This window comes from Xanthobacter sp. DMC12, from assembly GCF_056314105.1.
In genome coordinates, this window is record NZ_JBQUYZ010000006.1 from 57238 (window position 1) to 83502 (window position 26265).

Consider the following 26265-nt stretch of genomic DNA (forward strand, 5'->3'; position numbering starts at 1 on the left):
GCAGTGCGTCACTCGCAACCAGGCATGCACTTTCAAGTTGCCAATCTTGGCGATATGCTCGCCGCAATGGATTCTGATCCACCGGAGGAGACCTTGGCAACACAGTTAGAAATCTTGCAAAATTCAACGTTTGGAAAACGAACCGCTGAAGAGGAGAGCGATCAGCTCCAATCATACTTCGTTGAAACTGAACAGTGGCGCAGGGTTTTTAGCGGCGATATCGATATCGTTTATGGTCCGAAGGGCAGCGGAAAAAGCGCGATCTACAGTCTGATTACGAAGAACGTTGACCAACTGTTCGACCGAGGAATTCTGGTCGCTAGCGGCGAGAACCCTCAGGGCACGGTCGCGTTCAAGGATGTCGCGGTCGACCCGCCAGAAACGGAGTTCGAGTTCATTAGCCTGTGGAAGCTCTACATGCTGACGATCTGCGGACAGAAGATAGTTGATCTCGGCTTACAGGGAGACAAATGCAACACTCTTCTAGAAAAACTTAGGGAGGCGGACCTTCTACCCTCGTCTGGGTTTACCCTCAGCAAAGTGCTCAAGTATGCTACTGACTACGTCAAGGGCCTGTTCCGAACTCCTGAGTCGGTGGAGGGTGAGCTAAAGGTTGACCCGACAACCGGAATGCCTCTTGGGGTAGGCGGAAAAATCGTATTCAGAGAGCCCGATGCCAAACAGGCTCGGGTCGGCGTCGTTTCGATAGAAGAGCTTTTTACGACTGCAAACGCCGCGTTTGCGGAAAACAAGATGACCCTTTGGATTCTTCTTGATCGATTGGACGTGGCCTTCCCCGAAAATTCAACAATCGAAGCGTCCGCCCTTCGGTCTCTCTTCAAGTTCTATCTGGACTCGAAGCAGCTAACCAATATCAAATTCAAGATTTTTATCCGCACTGACATATGGAACAATCTTCTCGACTCTGGATTTCGGGAGGCGAGCCACATTGAGAGGTCCCTAGAGATCAAGTGGAAGGATGAAGATCTTCTCAATCTTGTCGTTCGCCGCGCTTTATCGAATCTCACGATTTGCGAATTTTTCGATGCGGATAGAAATGTGATACTCGGAAAATTCGACAATCAAAAAGAATTCATTGGTCAACTTTTTCCAAAACAGGTTGAAACTGGACCAAATAAGCCCACAACTTTTGATTGGATTCTTGGGCGGACCAAAGATGCGCTTCATCCCGCGGCTCCGCGAGAGATCATTCACTTCCTGAATGAACTGCGAATTGCCCAAATTGCTAGGATCGAGCGTGGACAGGCGGCGCTGACTGATGGCCGACTGTTTGAGCAGGCCTCATTCAAAGAAGCGCTCCCCGCTGTTTCAAAGGCGCGGCTTGAACAGACTCTCTACGCAGAATTTCCGGCAATGAAGGCCAACATTGAGGCGCTCCGGCAACAGAAGGCGACACAGAATGTCCGCGCCTTGGCTGCTCTTTGGGGGGTGTCCGAACAGGAGGCCTTCAAGGTCGCTGTTAAACTATCCGAGATCGGTTTTTTTGAACGGAGAGGCACCCCACCTGACGAAACTTGGCGCGTGCCTTTCCTTTATCGACCGGCCCTTTCTCTCGTCCAGGGTGCGGAGGGGTAGCCCGATAGACAAAGAATTGAGGCAAGCTGTGCTTGCTTCAGTGTGGTCCCCGCGCCATTCAAGCTTCGGAGCGGAGTAAGGGGAATAGGATGTCGGCTGCATTCGATAATTACAAGGCGGCGCTGGCCGCGTACGTGAAGGCAGAGCAGGCCCTTGCTGCTATGCAAAAAACAATAGCGGCCGTGGAATGGTCTTTGCGCAGTAAGCAGTCCCCATTCAAGAGGGTCGTTACTGGGCCTGCTGAAGAGACGGGCCCGTATGTTGGCAGTTGGCCTACAGGCCCAGATATACAGCGCTGTTACGAGGACTTCTCGGCAGCCCTTTCTGCCTGCAAGCTCGCATGGGAGGGCATCCCCGCTGCCGACAAAAAGATGCTCGCCCTCCCCCCCTTCTTGGATTCGAGTAAGAGATAGCCTCGATTGCGCTTCGGCTTAGACACGTCAAGCGGACGCCTCTCCGCAGTTCGGGGCAGAACCGGAACATGTTGCCCCGTTGGTCGCCCAGAGGCTCAACCGCCGCAACGGTCGAGCTTCTGATAGTGCCTGTCGAGCGCCACGGCGTAGTCGCACGTGGCCTTGTCGCTGGCCTTGCACGCCGTCTCCAGCTCCCCGCCAAGCACCCCAGAAAAGTCAGCTAGCGCTCGAGCCTCCGATGTCTTCGGCAGCTGAACCGCCTTTACGCAGGTCTGGTTCGCTTGACCCGGACGCCCCCGGATATCTTTCCACCGTCAAGGGCATCGGCGGTTCGCACAGCAACCAGCCCCGCTCAAGTGCTGGGCGATCCCTGCTGCCTCCGGGATTGTGAGGCCCGCGCCATACGCAACAAAGACATTGTGGATGGGCGATTAATGCATTGGCGTAGTTCGCAGACAGGCTAAACAATCGGAGCCAGAAGCCGCGGCGGCGTCTAAGGATGGCTTGCATGGCGGCGAATTAAGGAGGTGTAAGCTGATGCAACTGTCTCAAGAGGTTTGGGACCTTATCTGGCCTCCAAACATAACTGGCGGAATTTCAGCAGTAGGTACAATAGCAACTGCGTTTGCAACCGTATTCTTATGGCAAGTTACCAAAAAACTCTATGAAGCGACACGGCTTATGGCTGAAGCAACGGCGCGTGCACAAGTTGTTGCGGTTATTAGGCCTAATATATGGGCGTTACACCATGCTGACTTGTACGTCGAGAATACCGGAAACGCTTCAGCGTTTGATGTTCAGGTGGAGTTTGATCCTCCCCTTGAACAGGTAGGGCGTATGGAGGGGAGGCCAATTCCTTTGAGAACCGTCAGCGTCTTGCGGCCCGGCGACAACTTGCGTTGCGCTTTGTCAGAAATGCCTCCGCTGCTGGAAATAAACTTCACCGTGACAACGAGCTGGAAAACGTCGCCGACCGATAGGGAGAGGCAGCAACTTGCCTACAGTCTGAATATGCGGGATTTCGAAGGGTGGGGCACCTTGGGGTACGCGGACCCTATGATACAGGTCGCAGATCAACTCAAGAAAATGCGAGAAGATTGGCAGTACATTGCGAGCGGGAGCCGTAGGATTAGGGTGGACGGATATTCCTCCGCGGACAGAGCGCGTGAAGCACGTGAGCATGAAGAGTGGTATGAGGAATGTAGGAAGCAAGACGCGGGGTCACCGAAGCCACCCGATACCGCAGCTACTTGATCTAGGTGAAACTCAACTGATACACCACAATTCGGGTGTATAGTTGGCGATGCCGCTTACCCCACCTTGAACGCAGGTAGCTTCGCCAGCTCCCGCATCAACGCCGCTGCCGATGCCTCGCCATAGCTCTGCCCAGTGTCCCGCTTTGTGTGCCCCACCATGAAGTAGCGGGCCTCTTCCGCTACCCCATGCTCGCGGCACAGCGTCATGAACAGGTGTCGCCAGCCGTGGTTCGGCTGCACGTTCGGATCGTTCACACCAATGTCGCGCACCCAGCCAGCGAGGCGGCCCGCCACCGTCTTCGCGGGGTGGGACTTCGTCGGGTCCTTGGGGCGGTTGGAGGCCTCTTTGTAGAACAGCGGCCCATCCCCGCGCTCCTTCACAAATTCCCGGAGCCCCTGCCGGATCAGGTCGGGATGGACGGGAACCGTACGGGGCTTGTCCGTCTTCACAGCGCCAGCCTCCGGCGATACGCGGAAGACCCATACCCCTTGGACCTCCTGGAAGTCCTGCCCCCGGAGTTGGGTGATCTCGGCGACGCGGGCGCCGGAGTAGGCGCAGAGCCAGGGCACCCATCGCCGCGCTGCCAGCATCTCGGCGGCGTTCCTGCCGGGGGCATCGTGGGCGTGGAGCGCGGCCTTCAGGATGGTGGTGGCTTCCTCGGAGGTGAAGGAGCGTTCCCGTGTGCGCGGCGGGGCCTTCCCGCTCGACCGGATACCCTGCGCCGGGTTGCTGGCAATCTTGCGGTTCGCCTTGCGCCAGTTGAGGACGGTCCCAAGAGGCGTGAGGTACTTGGCATTGATGGTCTTGGCTGCAAGTCGGCCCTCGGCGACGAGCGCGTCCTTCCAGGCGACCACGTTCTCCGGGGTGATGGCGGTGGCGTCGTCGTGCTTCACGAATTCGACGAACGCCTTCACCACCCGAAGGTGCTCTTCCAGCGTCTTCGCCCGCGGTTGACGTTCGCGGCCCCATGCCTCGGCGAGGCCGGTAAGTGTGGCGCTGGTAGCCGATGCCGGTCCCTTAGGGGCGTCGCCCGTTGTAGGGGAGGGGAGGGCCTCGATTGAGGGGAAGCGCTGGGCAACTGTGTCCGGTCCATAATCCCCCTGCGCCCGTCTCAAAAGCGTTCCGGCGGCGTCGCGGATAGCGTCTCGCATGGCAGCCGCGAGCGCGTCTCGGCTGTTATCATCCACCGTGAGCGCGTGAGCTGCGAGCACATCATCCGCGAGCGGTCCCATCTCCGAGCGCAGCTTCTCGGGATCGTCGAGGCCCTCCGAGACCGCTTGCCGCAGCTTCTCAAAGACGAAGGGCTTGCCGGGATCGTCTTCAATGTGAGCGACGAAGCCGCGATACCACACCCCCGCCAATGCCACGACCTGCTTGTGTGTGAGACGCGCCGGTCCGCTCCGCAGCCCTGTAAAGAGGCGCTGGAGATGGTCTTCGGCGATGCCGGAGCGGGCGGTGGCAACACGGGGGTTGCGGGCGTGGAGGGAAAACTTGACCTCCGACACGCCAAGGGTGGCGACCACGGTGCACTCGGGTTCGTGCCCGTGGGCCGGGAATTGAATGCGGACCTGCCGCCCTGTGACCTTGCCGCGCAAATCGGCGGGGATGCGCTTGCGGAAAGCAGGAACGGAGGTGTGTGGCAGGCGGACCGGGCGGGACATTCGAAGGGCCATTGTGGACCAGCTCTGTGTACCAGTGGAGCTGTCCGAAGTCCTTCTATCTCAAAGAAGCGTGGCCGATCAACGCCATAAGATGGTGCTGCGAGAGAGGATTGAACTCTCGACCTCTCCCTTACCAAGGGAGTGCTCTACCACTGAGCTACCGCAGCGTGCCGGCGGACCGCACGGAAGCGGGACCGCGGCGACGGGTGTGCCGTCGTCAGGAGCGCTCCTCTAGTACATGCGGCGCTGCGGTGCAAGGGGCTCGGCACCGATGGCGGTGGATGACGCGCGCACAGGGGCGCTCCTGCCCGAAGCGTCGGCGCTGTTCGCCGAAAAAATGCGCCTGCTTGCGGCTTGAGCGTTTCCTTCTGCCCAGTTAGCCTTCACGCTACGTGGCCTGGATGGGGGAAGTCATGGCAGCGGACAAGGCGCGCAAGGAAACCATCGGCGCCGTCCGGCGCACATTCGCTCCGTGGAAAGACCCCAGCCAGACCCCGCTCATCCGCTTCGAGAACGTCATCAAGCGGTTCGGCGACTTTACCGCCGTCAACAACGTCAGCCTCGACATCTATGAGCGGGAATTCTTCGCGCTCCTCGGCCCGTCGGGCTGCGGCAAGACCACCCTCATGCGCATGCTGGCCGGCTTCGAGGAGCCCACCTCCGGCCGCCTCACCCTCGCTGGCGAGGATCTCGCGGGGGTGCCGCCCTACCGGCGGCCGGTGAACATGATGTTCCAGTCGTACGCGCTGTTCCCGCACATGAATGTGGCGGACAACATCGCCTTCGGCCTGAAGCAGGACAAGATGCCCAAGGCCGACATCGATGCCCGCGTGGAGGAGATGCTGCATCTCGTCAAGCTGGAACAGTTCGCGAAGCGCAAGCCGCACCAGCTTTCCGGCGGTCAGCGCCAGCGCGTGGCGCTCGCCCGTTCGCTGGCCAAGCGGCCCAAGGTGCTGCTGCTGGACGAGCCGCTGGGCGCCCTCGACAAAAAATTGCGCGAGGAGACCCAGTTCGAGCTGATGGATCTGCAGATGTCCCTCGGCATGACCTTCCTGATCGTGACCCACGACCAGGAGGAGGCGATGACGGTGGCCGACCGAATCGCAGTGATGAACCACGGCGTTCTGGTGCAGGTGGCCCCGCCCGCGGAAATCTACGAGCAGCCCGCCACCCGTTACATCGCCGACTTCATCGGCGAGGTGAACCTCATCGAATCCACCGTCACCGCCTGCGAGGGCGAGATGACCCGGCTGACCTCCGAGGTGACGCCTTCGCCCCTCAGCGTGGCCCATCCGTGCGAGGTGGCCGCCGGGGGGAATGCCTGCATCGCCATCCGGCCGGAAAAGCTGCGGATCTCCCTCGATGCCCCGCCGGAGGGGAGCGAGAATGTCTTCGCAGGCAAGATCTGGGACATCGGCTATCTGGGTGATCTCTCCATCTATCATGTGGAGCTCGCCTGCGGTCAGCGGCTGAAGGTGTCCCAGCCGAACCTGTCGCGCCGGGTCGCACGCCCGATTTCCTGGGAAGACGAGGTGTGGGTCACGTTCGATCCGGACGCCGGCGTCCTTCTGACCCGCTGAGGAGAACCGGACATGGCCATGGCGGGCGAGAAGGGCAGGGGCCGCTGGTTCGTGATCGCGGTTCCCTATCTGTGGCTTCTGGCGCTGTTCCTGGCGCCCTTCCTCATCGTGTTCAAAATCTCGCTGTCGCAGGACGTGGTGGCCCAGCCGCCCTATGCACCGCAGCTCGATCTCTCCAACGGCTTTGCGGGGCTGACCGACTTCCTGTCACAGCTCTCCCTGGCCAATTACGGCTATGTGCTCGATTTCTCGAACGAGTTCCTGGCGGCCTACGGCTCCAGCCTCGTCATCGCCTCCATCTCGACAATCCTGCTGCTGCTGGTTGGATACCCCATCGCCTACGCCATGGCGCGGGCGCCGCGCTCCATTCAGCCGACGCTGCTGATGCTGGTGATCCTGCCGTTCTGGACCTCGTTCCTCATCCGCGTCTACGCCTGGATCGGCATCCTCTCGCCGGAGGGGCTGCTCAATCAGGGGCTGATGGCGCTGGGGGTCATCGATACGCCGCTGGAGATTCTGAACACCAATCTCGCGGTCTATATCGGCATCGTCTATTCCTACCTGCCGTTCATGGTGCTGCCCCTCTACTCGGCGCTGGAGAAGCTCGACCTCACGCTTCTCGAGGCCGCGGCGGACCTCGGCTGCCCGCCGGTGAAGGCTTTCTGGAAGATCACCTTCCCGCTCTCCCTCCCCGGCGTCGCCGCCGGCGCGCTCTTGTGCTTCATCCCGGCGGTGGGCGAGTTCGTGATCCCCGATCTGCTCGGCGGCTCGGACACGCTGATGATCGGCAAGTCGCTGTGGACCGAATTCACCGTGAACCGCTCCTGGACGGTCTCATCGGCGGTGGCGGTGCTGCTGCTGCTCGTGCTGGTGATCCCCATCGTGATCTATCAGAACATCCAGCAGCGCGAACTGGAGGCGGGCAAATGAGAAAAGGCCTCACCTGGTTCAACGTCACGTCCATCGTGCTGGGCTTCGCCTTCCTCTACATCCCGATCATCCTTCTGGTGATCTACTCCTTCAACGCCTCCCGGCTCGTCACCGTGTGGGCGGGCTTCTCCACCCAGTGGTACTGGTCACTGCTGGAGAACGAGCAGCTCATCGACGCCGCGTGGGTGACGCTGCGCATTGCCTTCTTCTCCTCGCTGGTGGCGACCGTGCTCGGGACCATGGCGGCGCTGGCGCTGACGCGCTACGGGCTGTTCGGCGGCCGGACGCTGTTCTCGGGCATGATCTATGCCCCCCTCGTCATGCCGGAGGTCATCACCGGCCTGTCGCTGCTGCTGCTGTTCGTGGCGGTGAACTTCGATCGCGGCTTCTGGACGGTGCTGCTCGCCCACATCACCTTCACCATGTGCTTCGTGGCGGTGGTGGTGCAGTCGCGCCTCGTCACCTTCGACCGCACGCTGGAGGAGGCGGCCCTTGATCTCGGCTGCCCGCCGCTCCAGACCTTCTTCAAGATCACCTTGCCGCTGATCCTGCCGGCGGTGGTGTCCGGCTTCATGCTGGCCTTCACCCTGTCGCTGGATGATCTCGTGATCGCGAGCTTCACCACCGGCCCCGGCGCCACGACGCTGCCCATGCGCATCTATTCGCAGGTGCGCCTCGGCGTGACGCCGGAGATCAACGCGGTCTGCACCATCCTCATCGCCATCGTGACGGTGGTGGTCATCATCGCCTCCATCGTCACCAAGCGGGCGGAGAGCCAGCGCGAGGCGGAGGAGCGGGCGGCGCTGCAATAGGGCGTCAGGGACAATCCGCAGCGTGCGCATCCCACGCGCACGCTGTCGTCAGACGGTCCCAAAGGCGCTGAAGGTAGTCACGATCTGGGCCATGAGCAGTACGGCGCCGGCCAACATCGCGCCGCCCATCAGCAGCGCGAGCCCACGGTTACGATCGGCGGATACGGAGGCGGCGGAGGCCATGCCACGAGCTCCTGGTGTTCGAGTCACCGCGAGCGTGGCAGCAATTCGTTAACCATAACCTTAAGAGTCAGCGATCGGGCCGACGCGCAATAGGGCCCCTCAGCGGCCTTCCCGCACCCACGCGGCGGTGATGAAGCCCAGCAGCAGGAGCAGGCCGGAGAGGCCCGCGAACATCGGGAACAGGCCGATGCCGCGCACCACCGAGACGTCGCGTGTCTTCAGCCCCATCCAGTCCTCGCCGGCCAGCCGGTCGGAGGCGGAGACCTGCACGAGGCGTGGCACCTGGCCGTTGAGGTCGGCAAGACGCCAGACCCCGCCGCCGGTGGCCGCCGCGATGGGGGCGAGCACGTCGCGGGTGCTGGTCACCTCGGCGAATTCCTTGGGGTTCAGCGGGCCGATATTGGCGAGGGCATTCAGCGTGCCGTTCTGCGCCCGCCACAGGCCGAGTTCATCGGCCGGCGTCTTCGCGCGCCACAGGCCGGGCTCGACCTGCGTGAGGGTGAGGGTGCGAAGCGCCCCCGAGGGCGTGGTGACGGTGGCGGCCGGTACCTGATCGGCCATGGTCTGTCGCTCCACCACCAGATCGCGGCCGGAGACGGTGAGCTTGAGGCGCTCCTCCTCCAGATCCGGCTCCTTCATCAGCCAGTGGGAGAGGCGGCGCAGCAGGTCGATGTGGGGCCCGCCGCCCTCGTAGCCGCGCGCCCACAGCCAGATGTGGTCCGAGAGCAGGAGCGCGACGCGGCCCTCGCCCACCCGGTCCACCAGCAGCACCGGCTTGTCGCCGGGCGCGGACATGAGGCTGGTGCCGGAGCGCGCCTGCGCATCGATCACACGGAAGAAGCGGCTCCAGTGGGGCGGATCGCTCTCCGAGCCCGGCAGGTTGCGGGTGACGGGATGGCGCTTTCCGGGGTCGGTGAGCTTGGCGTGATACGGCGCGTCGGTGGCTTCGCCGCGCGGTATGCCGGGAAGGATCTCCTCCAGCGGCGTGTTGTAGAGCGAGCCGGTGTCGAGGAAGTCCGTCCCCGCCGCCACCAGCACGGCACCGCCCGCGCGCACGTAGCGCACGATATTGTCGAAGTAGATCTGCGGCAGCACGCCCTGCTGGGCGTAGCGGTCGAAGATGATGAGGTCGAAATCCTTGATCTTGGTCTGGAACAGCTCGCGGGTCGGGAAGGCGATCAGCGAAAGCTCATTGATGGGCGTGCCGTCCTGCTTCTCCGGCGGGCGCAGGATGGTGAAGTGGACGAGGTCCACATTGGCATCGCTCTTCAAAAGATTGCGCCAGGTGCGCTCGCCCACGTTCGGCTCGCCGGAGACGAGCAGCACCCGCAGCTTGTCGCGCACGCCATCGATGGCGACGGCGGTGCGGTTGTTCACCTGCGTCAGCTCGCCCTCGAGCGGGGGCACCTCGAACTCGACGATGTTGGGGCCGGCGTGGGTGATGTCCACGTCGATGCTGGCGCTGCGGCCGGTTGTGACGGTGGGGCGGCCGATCACCTCGCCGTCGCGGCGAATGGTAACGGGCACGCGGGCGCCGGCGGGCGCGCCTTCGTCCGTGACCTTGAAGGTGATGGTCTGCTTCTGGCCGACGATGCCGAAGCGCGGCGTCTTCTCCAGCGCCACGCGGCGGTCGCGCTCGCCGGCGCGGCCGGTGATGAGGGCGTGGACAGGGGCGGAAAAGCCCAGCGCGCCGGCATTCTCCGGCGTGTCGTGGACGCGGCCGTCGGTGATCATGATGGCCCCGGCCACCCGCTCCGGCGGCACGTCGGCAAGGCCGGCCGAAAGCGCGGAGAACAGGCGCGTGCCGTCCGCCGAGCCGTCGCCCGCATCGGCCTCGATGGTGCGCACCTCGACGCCGGAGAGCTTGCCCAGCCGCTCGGCGAGCTGGGCGCGCGCCGCCTCGGTCTGCTGGGTGCGTTCGCCGAAGGACTGCGACTGGCTCTTGTCCACCACCAGCGCCACGACGGAGGACAGCGGCTCGCGCTCCTCGCGGGTGAAGGAGGGATTGGCGAGCGCCAGCAGGCCCACCGCCAGAGCCAGCGCCCGGAACACCGAGCCGCGGGTGCGCGAATAGACCAGCAGGCCGGCCAGCAGAGCGGCCGCGACCGCCACCGCGATCAGCGCCGGCAGCGGCAGGAAGGGTGAGAAGGTGAGGCCGTAGCTCATCGGATGGATGTCTTCCTCACTGCCCCAGCCGTTCCAGAAGCGCAGGCACGTGGACCTGGTCCGCCTTGTAGTTGCCGGTCAGCACATACATCACCATGTTGGCGCCGGCCCGGAAGGCGATCTCCCGCTGGCGCGGCTCGCCGGGAGTGAGCGGCAGCATCGGTTCGCCGGAACGTGAGACGGCCCAGGCGCCGGCCAGATCGTTCGAGGTGATGATGACGGGGGACACGCCGTCGCCGGCGCGGGCGGGACGGTCGGCATCGTCGCGCGCGGCGGGCAGCGCCTCCACCCAGGTTGTGCCGCCGGTGAAGCGGCCAGGGAAGTCCTTCAGCAGATAGAAGGCCTTGGTCAGCACGTGGTCGCGTGGCACCGGCTCCAGCTCCGGGATGTCGAGGCGGGAGAGAATCTCCTTCAGCCGCGCTTGCGCCGGGGTGAGTGGTGCGCCGGGGCCGCCGGGGGATTCGATGGCGTCGCGGGTGTCGAAGATCACCGTGCCGCCCTGCTTCATATAGGCATCAATGCGCGCCAGCACCGGCTGCGCCGGGACAGGCGTGTTGGCGAGGATGGGCCAGTAGAGCACGGGGAAGAAGGCGAGTTCGTCCTTGGAGATGTCCACACCCATGGCTTCGCCCGCCTGCAGCGCGGTGCGCTGGCCGAGGAAGGTGGCGAGGCCGTCGAGGCCGGCGCGGGAAATCTCGTCCACCTCGCTGTCGCCGGTCACCACATAGGCGAAGCGGGTCTGCGTGGTGGCCTTCAGGGCGAAGGCGTCGTCGGCGCGGGCAGGCGCGGGCACGAAGGCGCCTGCGGTCGCGCCCAGCAACGCGGCGGCGAGCAGGGCGGCGGCGGCACCGCGCCGGCCACGTGCGCCGCCCATGCGGGAGAGCCCGCCAGCGAGGAAGAGCACGGCCAGCGCATCCAGCAGCAGCAGCAACATGGCAGCGATCAGGATCGGCCCACGCATGTCGCGCGGCGCACTCTCCTGCAACGGCTCCGTGCGCCCGCCCAGCACGGCGAGGTCGAGCGCCTTGGGCCGGTCGGCGGGGAGCAGGGTGTTCACGGCCACGAGGCCATCCGGCGGCCCGTAGAAGCCGGGCGGGTGGTCGGCGGTGGAGCGGCCGCGATAATCGGCGGGCAGAGCGCGGGCGGTGGGGCCGGCGGGACGGAAGGCGCCGAAGCCGTCGAGCACGCGGGCAGGCGGCAGCGCCGCCACATCCGGCCGTCCGGCGGACGGAACCGCGGTGCCGGCGGGCGCCGTCTCGGGCGGGGGCGGGGCGTCGGACAGGGCAACCACGTGGCGCAGCATCTCAACGAATGTGCCGGAAAGGGGCAGGTTCGACCAGGAGGTGTCGCCGGTGACATGGAACAGCACCAGCGCGCCCTTGCCCCGGCGGGTGCCGGTGACGAGGGGCGTGCCGTCCGCCAGCGTCGCCCAGGTGCGATCGCCAAGCGTGCCGTCCGGCTCGGCGAGCACCTGCCGGTTCACCGTCACGTCGTCGGCTGCCTTGATGTCGCGGAAGGGGCCTTCCGGCGTCAGGGAGCCGAGCTTCTGCGGCGTTTCCCATGAAAGGGAGCCGCCCAGAACACGGCCGCCCCGGCGCAGGCGCACGGGCAGGAGATCGTCCTGCGCATTGGCAAGTCGCGGCCCGGCGAAGCGGATCAGCACGCCGCCGTCTTCCACGAACTTGGCGAGCCGGTTGCGGGTGGCGGGCGGGATGGTGCCCACGTCGGTCAACGCCAGCACGGGCAGCCGCTGGTCGAGGAAGCGGTTGATGTTCTCCGTGGCCGATCCCGTCTCCGCCACGCGCAGGTCGGCGAAGGGGCCGAGGGCGCGGGAGAGGTAATAGGTCGGCGCCAGCAGCGGCTGGCCGGTATCGGTGGAGGTTCCGGAGACGATGCCCACCGAGCGCCGCCGCCAGCGCTTGTCGAGCAGCTGCACGGCGCCGGCCGAATGCTCGCCGGCAATCTCCAGACGGGCCACTTCGTTGCGCAGTTCCACCGGCAGGTCGAAGCGGGCGTCCACCTCGCTCGCGCCCTCGGGCAGGGTGAAGGGCGCTTCGGCGAGCACGAGGCCGCGCATGTCGCGGGCCGTCACCCGCCCGGCGCGCGGGGCGCCGGAGGTGGGGCGCAGCACCTTCACCGTGAGCGCCTCGGCAGCGTTTTCCGCGCCGGCAAGGGCAAGCGGCTCGGCGACGCCGCCGCCCACCACCAGCAGCCTCGCTCCTGCGCCGAGATCAGCGAAGGCCCGGGCGGTGTCGGGATCGGCGCCGAGGTCCACGCCATCGGAAATATAGACCACGCCGGCAGCGGGTTCGGTGCCGAGGAGGCGTCCGGCCAGCGCCAGCGCCTCCTTGCGCGCGGGCGCATAGGGCACCGGCTCCAGCGACCGCAGGCGGTCGCGGGCGGCGGCGGGGGTGGAGAGGGTCGCTTCCCGCGGGACGTCGCCGGTCGGGATGAGGGCGACGCCGCGCCCGTTGGTCTCCGCCTCGTCGATGAGGGCGGCTGCGGCGCTGCGGCGCGCTTCCCAGCTCGCGGCGGCGGGCCAGCCCTGGTCGATCACGATGAGAAGCGGTCCGGTACCGGCCGGCGCCGTCGCCGGCGGATTCCAGATGGGGCCGGCGGCGGCGAGGATCACCAGCGCCGCCAGGAGCAGGCGCAAAGCCGTCAGCCACCACGGCGTGCGGGCCGCGCTCTCCTCCTTGGGCGTGATGCCCAGCAACAGGCGCAACGGCGGAAAGCTCACCTCACGCGGCTTCGGCGGCACCACGCGCAGCAGGAACCACAGCAGGGGCAGAGCAAGGAAGGCGGTGAGCAGCAGCGGCGCGGAAAAGGCCAGGGGAAGACCGAACATCAGGCCGGCCCTCCGGAAACATAGGCATGTCCGCCGCCCTTGGGCATTGCGGACGGGCCGCCGCCCGCGCCCATGCGCTGGTGCAGGGCGAGCAGCAGCTCGCTCGCAGGCCGGTCGGTGCGGTGGATGGCGAAGCTCCAGCCCAGCCGTTCGGCGGCGGCGCGAAGGCGCGCGCGATGATCCGCCAGCTTCAGCTCATAATCCGACTTCCAGCTCTCGGCGCGGCCGACCGTGAGGCGGTCGCCGCCCTCCGGCTCGTGAAACTCGATCCGGCCGGAGAAGGGAAAGGTCTCCTCCGAGGGATCTACGATCTGAACCAGATGGCCGTGGGCACCGGAAGCGGCCAGCGCATGCAGGCGGGCCGAGACCTCCTCTGCGGGGCTCCAGAAATCGCCCAGAAGCACGATCTCGGACAGGGGCGAGGGGCCGAATTCGGGCGGCAGGCTTCCCGGCAGGCGGGGCGCCAGTACCACAGCCTCGGCCATGCGCTCGACGATGCGGCGAGTGGCGGAGGGGCGCATCAGTTCGGGAATGCCCACGCGCTCGCCGCCCTTCACCAGAAGCTCGGCGAGGGCGAAAGCGACAATCAGCGCGCGCTCGCGCTTTGGCGCCTGCCCGCGGGAGGCGTAGTCCATGGAGGCGGAGAGGTCGGGCCAGATCCACACGGTGTGGCTGGCCTCCCACTCGCGCTCTCGCACATAGAGATGATCGTCGCGGGCGGAGCGGCGCCAGTCCACGCGATTGGCCGGCTCGCCATCCACGAAGCGGCGATACTGCCAGAAATTCTCGCCCGTGCCGGAGCGGCGGCGCCCGTGCAGCCCGTGCTGCACGCTCATGGCGATGCGCCGGGCCTCCAGCACGAGGCGCGGCATGGCTGCGGCAAGGTCTGCGGCCGCGAGGGCAGACGCCTCTACGGCGTGACGCTGCCTGTCCTCGGGCGAGCCTTTTTGAGTGTTGGCCATGGGCGCGGGCCGGTCCGCGCTCACCCGAGCCGCTCGGTGAGGCGGCGGATGATGTCGGTGACGCTCTGGCGTTCGGCGCGGGCCGCGAAGGTCAGCGCCATGCGGTGCTTCAGCACCGGCTCGGCGAGGGCCACCACGTCATCGAGGGAGGGGGCATAGCGCCCATCGAGCAAGGCACGGGCGCGCACCGCGAGCATCAGCGCCTGGCTGGCGCGCGGGCCGGGGCCCCAGGCGATATAGGCCTGCTCCGGCCCTTCGGCGCCCGGACGGGCGGAGCGCACGAGGGTGAGGATGGCCTCCACCACCGATTCGCCCACCGGCAGGCGGCGGACAAGGCGCTGGGCGGCGATGAGATCGTCCACCGTCATGGCGGCGCGGGGCTTCTGCTCCTCCGCCGAGGTGGTCTCGAACAGAATGCGCCGCTCGGCGTCGCGATCCGGATAATCGACGTCGATCTCCATCAGGAAGCGGTCGAGCTGCGCTTCGGGGAGGGGATAGGTGCCTTCCTGCTCCAGCGGGTTCTGGGTCGCGAGCACGTGGAAGGGTTTGGGCAGGTCGTGCCGCTCGCCGGCAACGGTGACATGGTATTCCTGCATGGCCTGCAGCAGGGCGGACTGGGTTCGGGGCGAGGCGCGGTTGATCTCGTCCGCCATCAGAAGCTGGGCGAAAATCGGCCCCTTGATGAAGCGGAAGGCGCGGCGGCCGCCGGCCGATTCCTCCAGTACCTCGGCGCCGAGGATGTCGGAGGGCATGAGGTCCGGCGTGAACTGCACGCGGCGGGCGTCGAGGCCGAGCACGGTGCCCATGGTGTCCACGAGCTTGGTCTTGGCGAGGCCGGGCACGCCGACCAGCAGCGCATGGCCGCCTGCGAGGATGGTGATGAGCGCGCGCTCCACCACCGTTTCCTGGCCGAAGATGACGTTGGAGATGGCCGCGCGGGCAGCCTTCACATGGGCGGCGGCGGCTTCCGCGTTGCGGATGATCATCTGGTCGAGGTCGAAGGTCTCGCCGGCAGCCGACATATGCTCATCTCCTACACGCCAAATACGATCCGCACGCCCGAATGGCCTGCACGCCGGACACGTCCCGCAAGCTTGCTGCCAAAAGCGGCAACAAAACGCCTCCGGCCTTCATCCGCCGGTCCGTTCCACCCTTTGCCTGTTTACCGGGCATCGGGCGGGCCGGTCCATGTGCCGGCCTGGGACAAAGCCCGAGTCGCGGGGGAGACTGTGCATCCCCGGACCCAACGCCCGTCTCGCGAAGTCTTGCAAACGTCGCGCCACCCGGACAGAGAGCTTACGATATGATGCGCGTCCGTCGAGCCCCCGCGGACGCCGCGCGGGTGCGGCGCACTCACGTCATCGCGAGCCTGCCGCCCCCGCGGTGCGACCGGGCCAAGGAGACCAGATGCCTGCCCCTGCGCCAGACACGCCCCCCGTTCCGCCGGCCAGCCCCTCCGACGCCCCTGCGGCGGCGGGCCGGCTGGAGGCGCTGATGGCGGCCGCGCGCGCTGGTGGCGGGAAGGGGCCGGCGCCGGTGGAGCTTTGGAACCCGCCCGATTGCGGCGACATGGACATGGTGATCCGCGCCGACGGCACATGGACCTACATGGGCACCCCCATCACCCGCCCGGCTCTGGTGAAGCTGTTCGCTTCCGTGCTGGCGCGGGAGGGTGAGCGGTTCGTCCTGAAGACGCCGGTGGAGAAGGTGGGCATTCGGGTGGAGGATGCGCCGTTTCTTGCGGTGGATCTGGCCGTGGAAGCGGTGCCGGAGCCGAATGCGGCCGTCGGCCGCACCGCGCATCGCACGCTCGTCTTCCGCACCAATCTCGATGACGTGGTGCGCTGCGGGCCGGACCACGCGCTGCGGTTCGCCCGGGGAGCGGGGGAGGGCGAGGTGGTCCCCTACCTGCATGTTCGGCGCGGTCTGGAGGCGCGGCTGTCGCGGGCGGTTCATCTCGACCTGATGGATCTCGGGGAGGTGCGGGACGACGGTGGCGTTCCCATGTTCGGGGTGGCGTCGGGTGGACTTTTCTTCCCCATCCTTCCGGCAGCCGAACTGGGACTGGACTGATGCGGGTGTCCGACGACGCGTTTTCCGAGGCCAACAGCGCCGGTGGCGGCCTTGACGATTTCCTCCACCGCGCAGGCGAGCGCCTCTCGCCCGTGGCACCTCCCTTTTATTCGGAGGGCGACTTCCTCGCGCTGAACGGTGACCACGCCCTGCAGCCGGAGAAGGTCAGCCTCATTCCGCAGGAGCGCCCACGCCATGCGGCGGTGCTTGTGCCGGTGATCGCGCGGCCGGAGCCGACCATCCTGCTCACCCTCAGATCATCCCATCTCTCGCAGCATGCGGGGCAGGTGGCATTTCCGGGCGGGCGCATCGATCCCGGCGACAAGGACGAGATCGATGCCGCCTTGCGTGAGGCACGCGAAGAGGTGGGGCTCGATTCGGCGCTGGTTCGGCCCCTCGGCTTTCTCGATGGCTATCTCTCCGGCACCGGCTTCTGGATCGTCCCAGTGGTGGGGCTCGTCGATCCGGCCTACACGCTCACGATCAATCCCGCCGAGGTGGATGAGGCGTTCGAGGTGCCGCTCGGCTTCCTGATGAGCCCGCGCAATCACGAGCGCCAGTCGCGGGATTGGAACGGCACGCTGCGGCACTTCTACGTGATGCCGTTCGAGGGCCGGAACATCTGGGGCGCCACAGCGGGCATGCTGCGCAACCTCTATGAGAAGGTCTATGCCTGATGGCGCGCAGCCTGCTCATCGAAATGGCGCTGTTCCTGACGCCGTTCCTGATCTACGCCGCTCTGCTGATCGCGACCAAGGGCTCTGCGATTCCTGCCAATTGGTCGCCCCGCGCCCTGGGGATCGCCGCGACTGCAGCAGTGGGGCTTGTGGTGCTCGGCCTGTTCCTGTTCGAGCATGACCGCGTGGCGCCGCCCGGCGCCCATTATGTTCCTGCGCAGACCAAGGACGGCGTGTTCGTGCCGGGGCATTTCGAATGACCGCCAGCGTCGCCGGTGCACCCTTCTGGACGACGCCGGGACTTGCCCCGCTCCTCGCCGCGCTGAACGGTGACGGGGAGGAGGCGCGGGTGGTCGGCGGGGCCGTGCGCAACTCCCTGCTCGGTCTGCCCGTGATCGACGTGGACATCGCCACCACCGCCTTGCCGCAGGAGGTCGCCGCCCGCGCCGCCCGCGCCGGCCTGAAGGCGGTGCCGACCGGCATCGAGCATGGGACGGTGACGGTGGTCTCCGGCCATCACGGCTATGAAGTCACCACCCTGCGGGAGGATGTGGAGACGGATGGCCGCCGCGCGGTGGTCCGCTTCGGCCGGAGTTGGCAGCACGATGCGGAGCGTCGAGACTTCACACTGAACGCGCTCTATGCGGCGCCGGACGGCGCGGTGGTGGACCTGGTGGGGGGGCTCGCCGACCTCAAGGCGCGCAAGGTGCGTTTCATCGGCTCGCCGGAAGCGCGCATCAGCGAGGATTACCTGCGCATCCTGCGCCTGTTCCGGTTCCATGCGGCCTACGGCGCCGGCGCCGTGGATGAGGCTGCGTTTTCCGGCGCCGTGCGGCTTCGGCAGGGGCTGCTCGCCCTCTCCCATGAGCGGGTGCGCGCCGAATTGCTGAAGCTGCTCATGGCTCCCCGGGCTGCGGAAACGGTTGGGGTCATGAGCGATGCAGGGCTGATCCAGCCCTTGATCGGTGGCATCGCCGATGCGCGCGCCTTGGCCCGGCTCGTGGAGATCGAAGCGCAATGGCGGGCGGACGGCTGGAACGTGCCGCCCGATGCCATCCGGCGCCTCGCCGCCCTCGCGGTGCGGGTGCCCGACGATGCCGAGCGGCTGCGCGGAAAGTTGCGCCTGTCCAACGCCGAGGGGCGGCGGCTCGCCCTCATGGCCGGCCCCGTGCCGCAGATAAGCGACGACGCGGCGGCGCAGGCTTTCATCTACCGGACGGGTGCGGAAGCCGCGCGGGACCGCGCGCTTCTGGCCGCGGCCCACGGACGTCCGGACATGGGGAGGATCGGCCGGTTGACCGCACACTGGGCCGTGCCGCGGCCACCTTTCGGTGCCGGGGACCTGCTGGCGTTGGGCCTCAAGCCGGGACCGGCGCTCGGGGCCGCATTGCGGCGCGCCGAGGCGGACTGGATCGCCACCGGCTTTCCCGACGAGCCGGGCCGTATCGCCGCCCTGCTGCGGGCGGCGATCGCCATGGATGACGAGCCTTTTTGAGGCTCAGTCCTCTTCGTCTTCTTCCTCGTCCTCTTCCTCGAAATCGGCGATTTCGAGCTTCTCCACCGCGACGGCGGGCAGGGTTTCCCTACGGAACTCGCTCACGTCCTCAGCGAACCACACCACCGAGATCTCCGTCTCGGAGGCGGTGACGACGGTGAGGGCAGGGCTGCCGGACTTGAGCTGGACGATGTCTCCGGGGGCGAACGCCATGGCTGTGTCTCCGGGCCGGCCGTGAATGGGCCGGCGCAGCAGCAGCCATAATGGGCCTTCATGACGGGCCGATCACGGCCACTTCACCACCGGCGGCATGGAGGAGAGGATCGAATCCACATTGCCGCCCGTCCGGAGGCCGAAGATGGTGCCCCGGTCGTAAAGCAGGTTGAATTCCACATAGCGCCCGCGACGCACCAGCTGCTCCTCGCGGTCCTCCTGCGTCCACGGCGTCGACATGTTGGCGCGCACGAGGCGGGGATAGACGTCGAGGAAGGCGAGGCCCACGTCGCGGGTGAAGGCCAGATCGTCCTCCCAGCGGCCGGTTCCGGCCGCGGCCGAGTCGAGATAGTCGTAGAAGATGCCGCCGATGCCGCGCATCTCGTTGCGATGCTTGAGGAAGAAATAGTCGTCGCACCACGCCTTGTAGCGCGGATAGTCCGCCACCTTGTGGGCGGTGCACGCCGCTTCCAGGGCGCGGTGAAAGGCGATGGTGTCCGGGTCTTCCTGCGTCCGCCGCCGTGACAGAACCGGGGTCAGGTCCGCGCCGCCGCCGAACCACGCCTTGGTGGTGACGACGAAGCGCGTGTTCATGTGAACGGCCGGCACGTGGGGGTTCGCCATGTGGGCGATGAGCGAGATGCCCGAGGCCCAGAAGCGCGGGTCCTCGGCGGCCCCGGGGATCTGGGCGCGGAACTCGGGGGCGAACTCGCCGAACACCGTGGAGGTATGCACCCCCACCTTCTCGAACAGACGCCCGCGCATGAGCGCCATGGTGCCGCCGCCGCCCGGCGCTCCGGTATGGTCGGTGCGCGCCCAGGGTGTACGGACGAAGCGGGCGGGGGAGGGGCCGTAAAGCGCAGGATCGGCCTCATTTTCCAGCGCCTCGAAGGCGGCGATGATGCGGCCCTGCAAGTCCTCGAACCAGGCGCGCGCCTCGGCGCGGCGGGCGTCGAGCGCCGCGGCACCGGACCCGGAGGCGGCGGAAGCGGGGGGCACGGGATTTTCCATGGGCGTTCCGCCTTCGGTGTTCTGTCGTGGCGGCGCTTCTATCGCCTCCCTGCGGCGGAAGAAAGCTCAGGCGGGCAGGCCGCCCGTCTGCCGCAGGGCCTCGGCGAGGACGATACCGGCGCTGACCGCCACATTGAGCGAACGCACGCCCGGCCGCATGGGAATGCGGACGCGCGCGTCCGCACCGGCATGCACGTCCGGCGGCACGCCGGCGGATTCGCGGCCGAACAGGATCACGTCGTCGCTCCGGAAGGAGAAGCCGAACAGCGGCTCGGCGCCGGCGGTGGTGAGGAGCACGAGGCGGCGGCCCTCGGCGCGCCGGCTCTCATCGAAGGCGGCGAACGAGGCGTGCCGCCGCCAGACCACCTGGTCGATATAGTCCATCCCCGCCCGGCGAAACCCGGCATCGCCCACCGGGAAGCCCGCAGGCTCGATGATATGCACCTCCGCCCCCAGGCAGGCGCCGGTGCGCAGGATGGCACCGGCGTTCTGCGCGATGTCCGGGCAATAAAGGGCGAGGCGCAGGGTCAAGGCGAAGCTCCGGCGGGGACGCCGCCGGAGCGGGTCTTAAGGTCAGTTGCTGCAGGTCATCTTGGACCAGGTCGTATCAAGCGGCATCAGTGTGATCGTCAGCTGGGTGGGATTGGCCAGGCCGATGTTGCTGCTGTTCTCGCACACGTCGTCATAAGCGAATGCATAGGCGCCGCCACGGATCGAATTGGCGTGCATGGTGCTTGCATAGAGGTTCACCGGCATCTGCGTATAGGCGTTCTTCACCGGGCAAGCTGAAATATCCTTGTTCGTCAGGAAGATCGAGCGCAGGAGAGCCGCCTGGATGTAACGCTGGAGGTCGCCAACGGGATTTCCGCCGTCGGACACGACCGGCGCCCCATTCTGCCAAGCATACAGCGTGCTCGGCTTGCCGAAAGTCGCGGAGTTCCCCGATGTGGGCTTCAGCTGAAGCTGATTTTTAACGATGGTGCCTGTATAGGTCTTATTTCCGCTCGTAAGCGTAAAGCTTTTTCCGGCTTGAGCAAAATTCGTCCAGACTCGATCGATGTAATTGTCCAGAAATGTATTCGGAAAATAGTTTGGATCGCTCGACGGGAGAATCATGGCCTTTTCGGGAATAAGCACGCGAAGCGCACGCTTCTTGCTGTCCCGGACGATCAGCTTGTTCCACGGCGCCGCAGAGAGGCTGGCAAGGATTGTCGGGCCCGACGTGGCGTTGTTGAAGCCGGACGTCAGGTTCTGGCTGGCGCTCTTCAGGTTCAACTGCATTGGGATACCGAGCGTATCCACCTGCGTGATGTCGACGTCGAAAGGTGGCGTGGCCGCGTTATTGTAATTGAACTCAGCATAGTCAATTACGGTGTTGTAGTTTTTGTCGGACGGCGACCAAGGCGCCGGCGTATTCGGCGCGTAAATCTTGTTGCCGTTCAGGCCGACCGTGATGTAAGCCGGCTGGCAGAACGAAACGTAAACGCGACCCGAAACGGCCTGCGGCACCTTGAAGGTGATCGAGTTGCCCGTGGTGTTGAAGCCGTAGTCGGTGGGCGTGGGGTTGGCGCTCGAGAAGGTCTTCTTGTTTCCGGCGGCATCGAAGTAGACGTAGGATTTTCCATCCAGCTCCTGTCCGTACACCGTAATGAACATCTTTCCGGTGATGCCGGTCTTGTTGATGATCGTCACCGGGACGGTCTGGGCATGGGCGGCCCCCGCCGCGCCGATGCCGGCCACTGCCGCGAGGCAGGCCAGAACGCGTTTTGCCATCGAGTATCTCCCCCAAGTCGATGTTGTGCGTGCGGCACACTCCCTTTCGCGGTCCGGGCGGGTGGGGCCTACGCGGGCGGGACGAGGCAGAATGCGCCAAAAGAAAGCACTGCAAAGCTAGCGATCAGAGGAAGGTAGTGCAATGCTTGATCTTAACCATAAGTCGGGTGGCGGGACCGCCGGAATTCGCAAGCGCGGCCGTGGAGCGCCCCGGTCATACCCCCGGCGGATCAGGTCTCCAGCCTGACGTTGCGCAACGACACGGATCTGTCGCAGTGCAGGACCGCGTGCCGCATCGCCATGATCTGGACAAGATGGGGCTAGGGTGCAATTAGAGGCGCTTGAAATTGGCGGCGCGCATGTCCATGCGGCCGCGCTGTTGCGTGCGGCCTGTAGCCGGCGGTTTCTGAGGCCGGCGGCTAGGGTTCGTGCATCGGGACGACAACATTATCGGGGACTGCGCCGTGGCACATACGGAGACGTCGGACACGACGACGCGTCGGGACTTCCTCTACATCGCAACCGGTGCCGTCGGCGCCGTCGGTGCCGCCGCCATGGCGTGGCCCTTCATCTCCCAGCTTCAGCCCGACGCGTCCGTGCTCGCGCTGTCCACCACCGAGGTGGACCTTTCTCCCATCGCCGAAGGCCAGATCGTCACGGTGCAGTGGCGCGGCAAGCCGATCTTCATCTCCCACCGCACCCCGGCGGAGATCAAGGCGGCCGTGGACACCCCCCTGTCCGACCTCAAGGATCCGCAGCCCGATTCGGCGCGCGTGAAGGCCGGCAAGGATCAGTGGCTGGTGGTGATCGGCATCTGCACCCACCTCGGCTGCGTGCCGCTCGGCCACCAGGGCCAGTACAACGGCTGGTTCTGCCCCTGCCACGGCTCGGTGTACGACACCTCCGGCCGCATCCGGCAGGGACCGGCACCGCTCAATCTCGAATTGCCGCCCTACGCCTTCACCACCGACACCAAGATCGTGATCGGCTGACGCGCGCATCGTCGCCGCTTTCAAAAAGGTTGGACTCATGGAAGGACATTCCACCTACCAGCCCAAGGGGAAGGTCGCGCAGTGGTTCGAGAGCCGCTTGCCGATCGTTGGGCTGATCCATTCCTCGGCCATCGCCTATCCGGTGCCGAAGAATCTGAACTACATGTGGACCTTCGGCGCGATCCTGAGCTTCATGCTCGTCTGCCAGATCGTCTCCGGCGTCGTGCTGGCCATGCACTATGTGGCTTACGCTCCGGTCTCGTTCGCCCGCGTCGAGCACATCATGCGCGACGTGAACTACGGCTGGCTGATCCGCTACATCCACGCCAACGGCGCCTCGATGTTCTTCATCGCGGTCTACATCCACATCTTCCGCGGCATGTACTACGGGTCCTACAAGGCCCCCCGCGAGGTGCTGTGGATCCTCGGCGTCATCATCTACCTCCTCATGATGGCGACCGCCTTCATGGGCTACGTGCTCCCCTGGGGCCAGATGTCGTTCTGGGGCGCGACCGTCATCACCAACCTGTTCTCGGCCATCCCCTGGGTCGGCACCACGATCGTGGAGTGGCTGTGGGGCGGATACTCGGTGGGTGATCCCACGCTGAACCGCTTCTTCTCGCTGCACTATCTCCTGCCGTTCATGATCGCCGGCGTGGTCGGCCTCCACATCTGGGCGCTCCACCACGTGGGCCAGAACAACCCGGACGGCGTGGACATCAAGAACGTGTCGAAGGACTCGGTGCCCTTCACCCCCTACGCGACGATCAAGGACATCTTCGCGATGGTGGTGTTCCTGATCTTCTTCTCCTGGTTCATCTTCTACATCCCGAACTACCTCGGCCACTCGGACAACTATATCCCGGCCAACCCGCTCTCCACGCCGGCGCATATCGTGCCTGAATGGTACTTCCTGCCCTTCTACGCGATCCTGCGCTCCATCCCGGACAAGCTCGGCGGCGTGCTCGCCATGTTCGCGGCGATCGCAGTGCTGGCGTTCCTGCCCTGGCTCGACACCTCCAAGGTGCGCTCGGCCAAGTATCGTCCGCTTTTCCGCCAGTTCTTCTGGGTGTTCGCGGTGGTTGCCGTCCTCCTCGGCTATATGGGCTCCCAGCCCGCCGAGGGCGGCGCGCTCATCATCTCGCGCATCCTGACGGCCTACTATTTCATCCACTTCCTCGTCATCCTGCCGCTGCTCGGCCTGTTCGAGCGCCCCAAGCCCGTGCCGGCGTCCATCGCGGATGCCGTGCTCGCGAAGTCCAAGGGCGCAGCGGTAGTGGTCGCCGGGGCGGCCGGTCCCGAGACCAAGTGATCGGCGCGGAGAGAACAGCAATGACCATTCGTAGCTCTCTCTTCGGTGCCGTCGCGGCGGCCCTGCTGATGACCCTGGGCGCCACCGGCGCCCAGGCCGAGAATGCCCACGCCCAGCCGCGTCCGCATCGCATGTCGTGGTCCTTCGCCGGCCCGTTCGGCATGTATGACCAGGGCCAGCTGCAGCGTGGCTTCAAGGTGTTCAAGGAAGTCTGCGCCGCGTGCCACTCGGCCAACTACCTGTACTTCCGCAACCTCGCCCAGGAGGGCGGCCCGCACTTCACCGAGGCGCAGGCCAAGCAGGTGGCGAGCGAGTACCAGATCACCGACGGACCGAACGACTCCGGCGACATGTTCCAGCGTCCCGGGCGCCTGTCCGATCACTGGCCGGCGCCGTTCCCGAACGACAACGCCGCCCGCGCCGCGAACGGCGGCGCCCTGCCGCCGGACTTCTCGGTGCTGGCCAAGGCCCGCTCCTACCACGTCGGCTTCCCGGGTTTCATCACCGATGCCTTCATTCAGTACCAGGAGCACGGCGTGGACTACATCCACGCGCTGCTCACCGGCTACGAAGAGGCGCCGGCCGGCGTTCATGTGCAGCCGGGCCTGAACTACAACGAGTATTTCCCTGGCAACCAGATCGCCATGCCGAAGCCCCTCAGCGACGGCCAGGTGGAATACACCGACGGCTCGCCGCAGACGGTGGACCAGTATTCGCAGGATGTGGCGGCCTTCATGATGTGGGTGGCCGAGCCGCACCTCGACCAGCGCAAGCGCATCGGCTTCCAGGTGATGATCTTCCTGATCGTGCTCGGCGGCCTGCTGTACTTCACCAAGAAGAAGGTCTGGTCGAACGTCGCGCACTGAACCGCGCGCGTCGGCACGATCTCCTGATCGAACGATCAAGGGCCCCGAGAGGGGCCCTTTTTCGTGCCGGCCCCTGGCGATCACGACTGCGCGGCATCCGCGCTTTCAGCCGCCACGCCGCTTTCCCCCGCACCGATGGCGCCTTAGCTTCTCCGCCAAACCGGAGCTTGTCATGACCCCTGCCGATTTCGCCGCGTCCATCCGCACGATCGAGAACTATCCGAAGCCCGGCATCCTGTTCCGCGACATCACCACCCTTTTGGGAGACGCCCGCGCCTTCCGCCGGGCGGTGGACGAGCTGGTGCAGCCCTGGGCGGGTGCGAAGATCGACAAGGTGGCCGGCATCGAGGCTCGCGGATTCATCCTCGGCGGCGCGGTGGCGCACCAGCTCTCGGCCGGCTTCGTGCCCATCCGCAAGAAGGGCAAGCTGCCCCACCAGACGGTGCGCATGGCCTACGCCCTCGAATATGGCGAGGACGAGATCGAGATGCACGTGGATGCCATCGTCCCAGGCCAGCGGGTGCTGCTGGTCGACGACCTGATCGCCACAGGCGGCACCGCTACCGGCGCGGTGAAGCTGCTTCAGACCTGCGGTGCCGTGGTCGAGGCCGCCTGCTTCATCGTCGATCTGCCGGATCTCGGAGGCGCCGAGAAGCTGCGGGGGCTGGGCGTCGCGGTCCGCACGCTGGTGGCCTTCGAGGGCCACTGATCCGATCCATGGATCCGGCTGCCTCAGATCAGTCGCAGCCCCTTGAGGCTCGCGTGTCCGTCCTTGCCGACGATGATGTGGTCGTGCACCTCGATGCCGAGGGGCTTGGCCACATCGATGATGCGCTTGGTCATGTCGATATCGGCGCGCGAGGGGGTGGGGTCGCCCGAGGGGTGATTATGGCAGAGGATAAGGGCGGAGGCTGAGACCTCCAGCGCCCGCTTCACCACCTCGCGGGGATAGACGGGTGCGTGGTCCACGGTGCCGGTCTGCAGCACCTCGTCGGCAATCAGCTGGTTGCGCTTGTCAAGAAAGAGCACTCGCACCTGCTCGCGGTCGGCATAGGCCATGGCCGTGCGGCAATAGTCGATCACCGCGCTCCAGGATGAGAGTGCCGGGCGCCGCTTCACCTGCCCCTTGGCGAGGCGCTGGGCCGCGGCTTCCACCACCTTCAGCTCGGTGATGATGGCGTCCTTCACGCCGGGCACCTCGGCCAGCAGCTGCACCGGCGCGGCGACCACCTCCGCGAACGAGCCGAAGCGGTCCACGAGGGCTTTCGCGAGGGGCTTCACGTCCCGTCGCGGCACGGCGCGGAACAGCACCAGCTCCAGAAGCTCATAGTCCGCCAGCGCCTGCGCGCCGGCGGAGCGGAAGCGCGCGCGAAGCCGGTCGCGATGCCCATGGAAATGGGGCGCCTCGTTCAGGCCGTCTTCCGGCGCTTCGGCCATCCGGCTCC

General features: G+C 66.0%; 23 protein-coding genes and 1 tRNA gene. 12 read left to right on the forward strand and 12 right to left on the reverse strand.

What is annotated here, in order from left to right; all coding sequences use genetic code 11:
* Positions 1-24 precede the first annotated feature (24 nt).
* Positions 25-1596, forward strand: a complete 1572-nt coding sequence (locus ACT535_RS20245; RefSeq protein ID WP_476365795.1) for a P-loop ATPase, Sll1717 family — start codon at positions 25-27, stop codon at positions 1594-1596.
* A 1723-nt stretch (positions 1597-3319) separates the two neighbouring features.
* Here ACT535_RS20245 and ACT535_RS20250 read toward each other — a convergent pair.
* Complete coding sequence (locus ACT535_RS20250; RefSeq protein WP_476365796.1) at positions 3320-4927, reverse strand: hypothetical protein; 1608 nt, start codon at positions 4925-4927, stop codon at positions 3320-3322.
* Positions 4928-5019: 92 nt separating this feature from the next.
* Positions 5020-5094 (reverse strand) — tRNA-Thr (locus tag ACT535_RS20255).
* A 246-nt stretch (positions 5095-5340) separates the two neighbouring features.
* Here ACT535_RS20255 and ACT535_RS20260 point away from each other — a divergent pair.
* From ACT535_RS20260 to ACT535_RS20270, 3 genes are read left to right on the forward strand one after another with little or no spacing between them, the layout of a single operon-like run.
* Entirely contained in the window at positions 5341-6507 is a 1167-nt protein-coding gene (locus ACT535_RS20260) for an ABC transporter ATP-binding protein (protein ID WP_168456339.1), read from the forward strand.
* A gap of 12 nt (positions 6508-6519) precedes the next feature.
* Complete coding sequence (locus tag ACT535_RS20265) at positions 6520-7437, forward strand: ABC transporter permease subunit (protein ID WP_476365797.1); 918 nt, start codon at positions 6520-6522, stop codon at positions 7435-7437.
* Positions 7434-8249, forward strand: coding sequence for an ABC transporter permease (locus ACT535_RS20270; RefSeq protein ID WP_476365798.1), 816 nt, complete (start codon positions 7434-7436; stop codon positions 8247-8249). Before ACT535_RS20265 ends, ACT535_RS20270 begins: the two co-directional genes overlap by 4 nt.
* A gap of 48 nt (positions 8250-8297) precedes the next feature.
* On the opposite strand, the gene ACT535_RS20275 is transcribed toward ACT535_RS20270, so the two are convergent.
* From ACT535_RS20275 to ACT535_RS20295, 5 genes are all read right to left on the reverse strand, one after another.
* Complete coding sequence (locus ACT535_RS20275; RefSeq protein ID WP_476365799.1) at positions 8298-8432, reverse strand: hypothetical protein; 135 nt, start codon at positions 8430-8432, stop codon at positions 8298-8300.
* 99 nt (positions 8433-8531) lie between these two features.
* Positions 8532-10598 (reverse strand): hypothetical protein, encoded by a 2067-nt coding sequence (locus tag ACT535_RS20280; protein ID WP_476365800.1) that lies wholly within the window; start codon positions 10596-10598, stop codon positions 8532-8534.
* Between the two features lie 16 nt (positions 10599-10614).
* A complete protein-coding gene (locus ACT535_RS20285) occupies positions 10615-13446 on the reverse strand; it encodes a DUF4159 domain-containing protein (RefSeq protein WP_476365801.1) in 2832 nt (943 codons plus the stop codon).
* Positions 13446-14408, reverse strand: a complete 963-nt coding sequence (locus ACT535_RS20290; protein WP_476365802.1) for a DUF58 domain-containing protein — start codon at positions 14406-14408, stop codon at positions 13446-13448. The genes ACT535_RS20285 and ACT535_RS20290 overlap by 1 nt, the downstream gene beginning before the upstream one ends.
* Before the next feature lie 20 nt (positions 14409-14428).
* Positions 14429-15394, reverse strand: a complete 966-nt coding sequence (locus tag ACT535_RS20295) for an AAA family ATPase (RefSeq protein WP_371745107.1) — start codon at positions 15392-15394, stop codon at positions 14429-14431.
* A gap of 421 nt (positions 15395-15815) precedes the next feature.
* Here ACT535_RS20295 and ACT535_RS20300 point away from each other — a divergent pair, with 421 nt between their 5' ends.
* Genes ACT535_RS20300 through ACT535_RS20315 form a run of 4 tightly spaced genes read left to right on the forward strand, consistent with a single transcriptional unit; the run spans position 15816 to position 18653 of the window.
* Entirely contained in the window at positions 15816-16481 is a 666-nt protein-coding gene (locus tag ACT535_RS20300) for a DUF1285 domain-containing protein (protein WP_476365803.1), read from the forward strand.
* On the forward strand, positions 16481-17158 hold the full coding sequence (locus tag ACT535_RS20305; RefSeq protein ID WP_476365804.1) for a CoA pyrophosphatase: 678 nt from the start codon (positions 16481-16483) through the stop codon (positions 17156-17158). The genes ACT535_RS20300 and ACT535_RS20305 overlap by 1 nt, the downstream gene beginning before the upstream one ends.
* Positions 17158-17418, forward strand: coding sequence for a DUF6111 family protein (locus ACT535_RS20310; RefSeq protein WP_476365805.1), 261 nt, complete (start codon positions 17158-17160; stop codon positions 17416-17418). Before ACT535_RS20305 ends, ACT535_RS20310 begins: the two co-directional genes overlap by 1 nt.
* The gene (locus tag ACT535_RS20315) at positions 17415-18653 is read left to right on the forward strand and encodes a CCA tRNA nucleotidyltransferase (protein ID WP_476365806.1); all 1239 of its coding nucleotides are present in this window, start codon (positions 17415-17417) and stop codon (positions 18651-18653) included. Before ACT535_RS20310 ends, ACT535_RS20315 begins: the two co-directional genes overlap by 4 nt.
* 3 nt (positions 18654-18656) lie before the next feature.
* On the opposite strand, the gene ACT535_RS20320 is transcribed toward ACT535_RS20315, so the two are convergent.
* The 4 genes from ACT535_RS20320 to ACT535_RS20335 form a co-directional block, all read right to left on the reverse strand.
* Complete coding sequence (locus tag ACT535_RS20320; protein ID WP_168456348.1) at positions 18657-18866, reverse strand: DUF2158 domain-containing protein; 210 nt, start codon at positions 18864-18866, stop codon at positions 18657-18659.
* 72 nt (positions 18867-18938) lie between these two features.
* Positions 18939-19865 (reverse strand): oxygen-dependent coproporphyrinogen oxidase, encoded by a 927-nt coding sequence (hemF, locus tag ACT535_RS20325; protein ID WP_476365807.1) that lies wholly within the window; start codon positions 19863-19865, stop codon positions 18939-18941.
* 78 nt (positions 19866-19943) lie between these two features.
* Positions 19944-20408 (reverse strand): tRNA (cytidine(34)-2'-O)-methyltransferase, encoded by a 465-nt coding sequence (locus ACT535_RS20330; RefSeq protein WP_476365808.1) that lies wholly within the window; start codon positions 20406-20408, stop codon positions 19944-19946.
* A 42-nt stretch (positions 20409-20450) separates the two neighbouring features.
* Positions 20451-21650 carry a beta-1,3-glucanase family protein gene (locus ACT535_RS20335; protein WP_476365809.1) on the reverse strand — a complete coding sequence of 400 codons (1200 nt, stop codon included), beginning with the start codon at positions 21648-21650 and terminating at the stop codon, positions 20451-20453.
* 464 nt (positions 21651-22114) lie between these two features.
* Between ACT535_RS20335 and petA the strand changes: the two genes are divergently transcribed.
* From petA to ACT535_RS20355, 4 genes are all read left to right on the forward strand, one after another.
* Positions 22115-22642 (forward strand): ubiquinol-cytochrome c reductase iron-sulfur subunit, encoded by a 528-nt coding sequence (gene petA / locus ACT535_RS20340; protein WP_168456352.1) that lies wholly within the window; start codon positions 22115-22117, stop codon positions 22640-22642.
* Positions 22643-22679: 37 nt separating this feature from the next.
* Positions 22680-23954, forward strand: coding sequence for a cytochrome b (locus tag ACT535_RS20345; RefSeq protein ID WP_476365810.1), 1275 nt, complete (start codon positions 22680-22682; stop codon positions 23952-23954).
* A 20-nt stretch (positions 23955-23974) separates the two neighbouring features.
* Positions 23975-24820 carry a cytochrome c1 gene (locus tag ACT535_RS20350; protein WP_168456354.1) on the forward strand — a complete coding sequence of 282 codons (846 nt, stop codon included), beginning with the start codon at positions 23975-23977 and terminating at the stop codon, positions 24818-24820.
* 172 nt (positions 24821-24992) lie between these two features.
* Entirely contained in the window at positions 24993-25529 is a 537-nt protein-coding gene (locus ACT535_RS20355) for an adenine phosphoribosyltransferase (RefSeq protein ID WP_168456355.1), read from the forward strand.
* Between the two features lie 23 nt (positions 25530-25552).
* On the opposite strand, the gene radC is transcribed toward ACT535_RS20355, so the two are convergent.
* Positions 25553-26257 carry a RadC family protein gene (gene radC, locus ACT535_RS20360; RefSeq protein WP_168456356.1) on the reverse strand — a complete coding sequence of 235 codons (705 nt, stop codon included), beginning with the start codon at positions 26255-26257 and terminating at the stop codon, positions 25553-25555.
* Positions 26258-26265: the final 8 nt, after the last annotated feature.

Coding starts and splice junctions, on each gene's coding strand:
- ACT535_RS20350 (WP_168456354.1), top strand. CDS start 23,975: ATGACCATTCGTAGCTCTCTCTTCGGTGCCGTCGCGGCGGCCCTGCTG.
- ACT535_RS20270 (WP_476365798.1), top strand. CDS start 7,434: ATGAGAAAAGGCCTCACCTGGTTCAACGTCACGTCCATCGTGCTGGGC.
- ACT535_RS20355 (WP_168456355.1), top strand. CDS start 24,993: ATGACCCCTGCCGATTTCGCCGCGTCCATCCGCACGATCGAGAACTAT.
- ACT535_RS20315 (WP_476365806.1), top strand. CDS start 17,415: ATGACCGCCAGCGTCGCCGGTGCACCCTTCTGGACGACGCCGGGACTT.
- ACT535_RS20275 (WP_476365799.1), bottom strand. CDS start 8,432: ATGGCCTCCGCCGCCTCCGTATCCGCCGATCGTAACCGTGGGCTCGCG.
- ACT535_RS20265 (WP_476365797.1), top strand. CDS start 6,520: ATGGCCATGGCGGGCGAGAAGGGCAGGGGCCGCTGGTTCGTGATCGCG.
- ACT535_RS20285 (WP_476365801.1), bottom strand. CDS start 13,446: ATGTTCGGTCTTCCCCTGGCCTTTTCCGCGCCGCTGCTGCTCACCGCC.
- ACT535_RS20250 (WP_476365796.1), bottom strand. CDS start 4,927: ATGTCCCGCCCGGTCCGCCTGCCACACACCTCCGTTCCTGCTTTCCGC.
- ACT535_RS20335 (WP_476365809.1), bottom strand. CDS start 21,650: ATGGCAAAACGCGTTCTGGCCTGCCTCGCGGCAGTGGCCGGCATCGGC.
- ACT535_RS20320 (WP_168456348.1), bottom strand. CDS start 18,866: ATGGCGTTCGCCCCCGGAGACATCGTCCAGCTCAAGTCCGGCAGCCCT.
- ACT535_RS20245 (WP_476365795.1), top strand. CDS start 25: ATGCACTTTCAAGTTGCCAATCTTGGCGATATGCTCGCCGCAATGGAT.
- ACT535_RS20300 (WP_476365803.1), top strand. CDS start 15,816: ATGCCTGCCCCTGCGCCAGACACGCCCCCCGTTCCGCCGGCCAGCCCC.
- ACT535_RS20280 (WP_476365800.1), bottom strand. CDS start 10,598: ATGAGCTACGGCCTCACCTTCTCACCCTTCCTGCCGCTGCCGGCGCTG.
- ACT535_RS20310 (WP_476365805.1), top strand. CDS start 17,158: ATGGCGCGCAGCCTGCTCATCGAAATGGCGCTGTTCCTGACGCCGTTC.
- ACT535_RS20305 (WP_476365804.1), top strand. CDS start 16,481: ATGCGGGTGTCCGACGACGCGTTTTCCGAGGCCAACAGCGCCGGTGGC.
- radC (WP_168456356.1), bottom strand. CDS start 26,257: ATGGCCGAAGCGCCGGAAGACGGCCTGAACGAGGCGCCCCATTTCCAT.
- ACT535_RS20295 (WP_371745107.1), bottom strand. CDS start 15,394: ATGATCATCCGCAACGCGGAAGCCGCCGCCGCCCATGTGAAGGCTGCC.
- ACT535_RS20260 (WP_168456339.1), top strand. CDS start 5,341: ATGGCAGCGGACAAGGCGCGCAAGGAAACCATCGGCGCCGTCCGGCGC.
- ACT535_RS20345 (WP_476365810.1), top strand. CDS start 22,680: ATGGAAGGACATTCCACCTACCAGCCCAAGGGGAAGGTCGCGCAGTGG.
- ACT535_RS20290 (WP_476365802.1), bottom strand. CDS start 14,408: ATGGCCAACACTCAAAAAGGCTCGCCCGAGGACAGGCAGCGTCACGCC.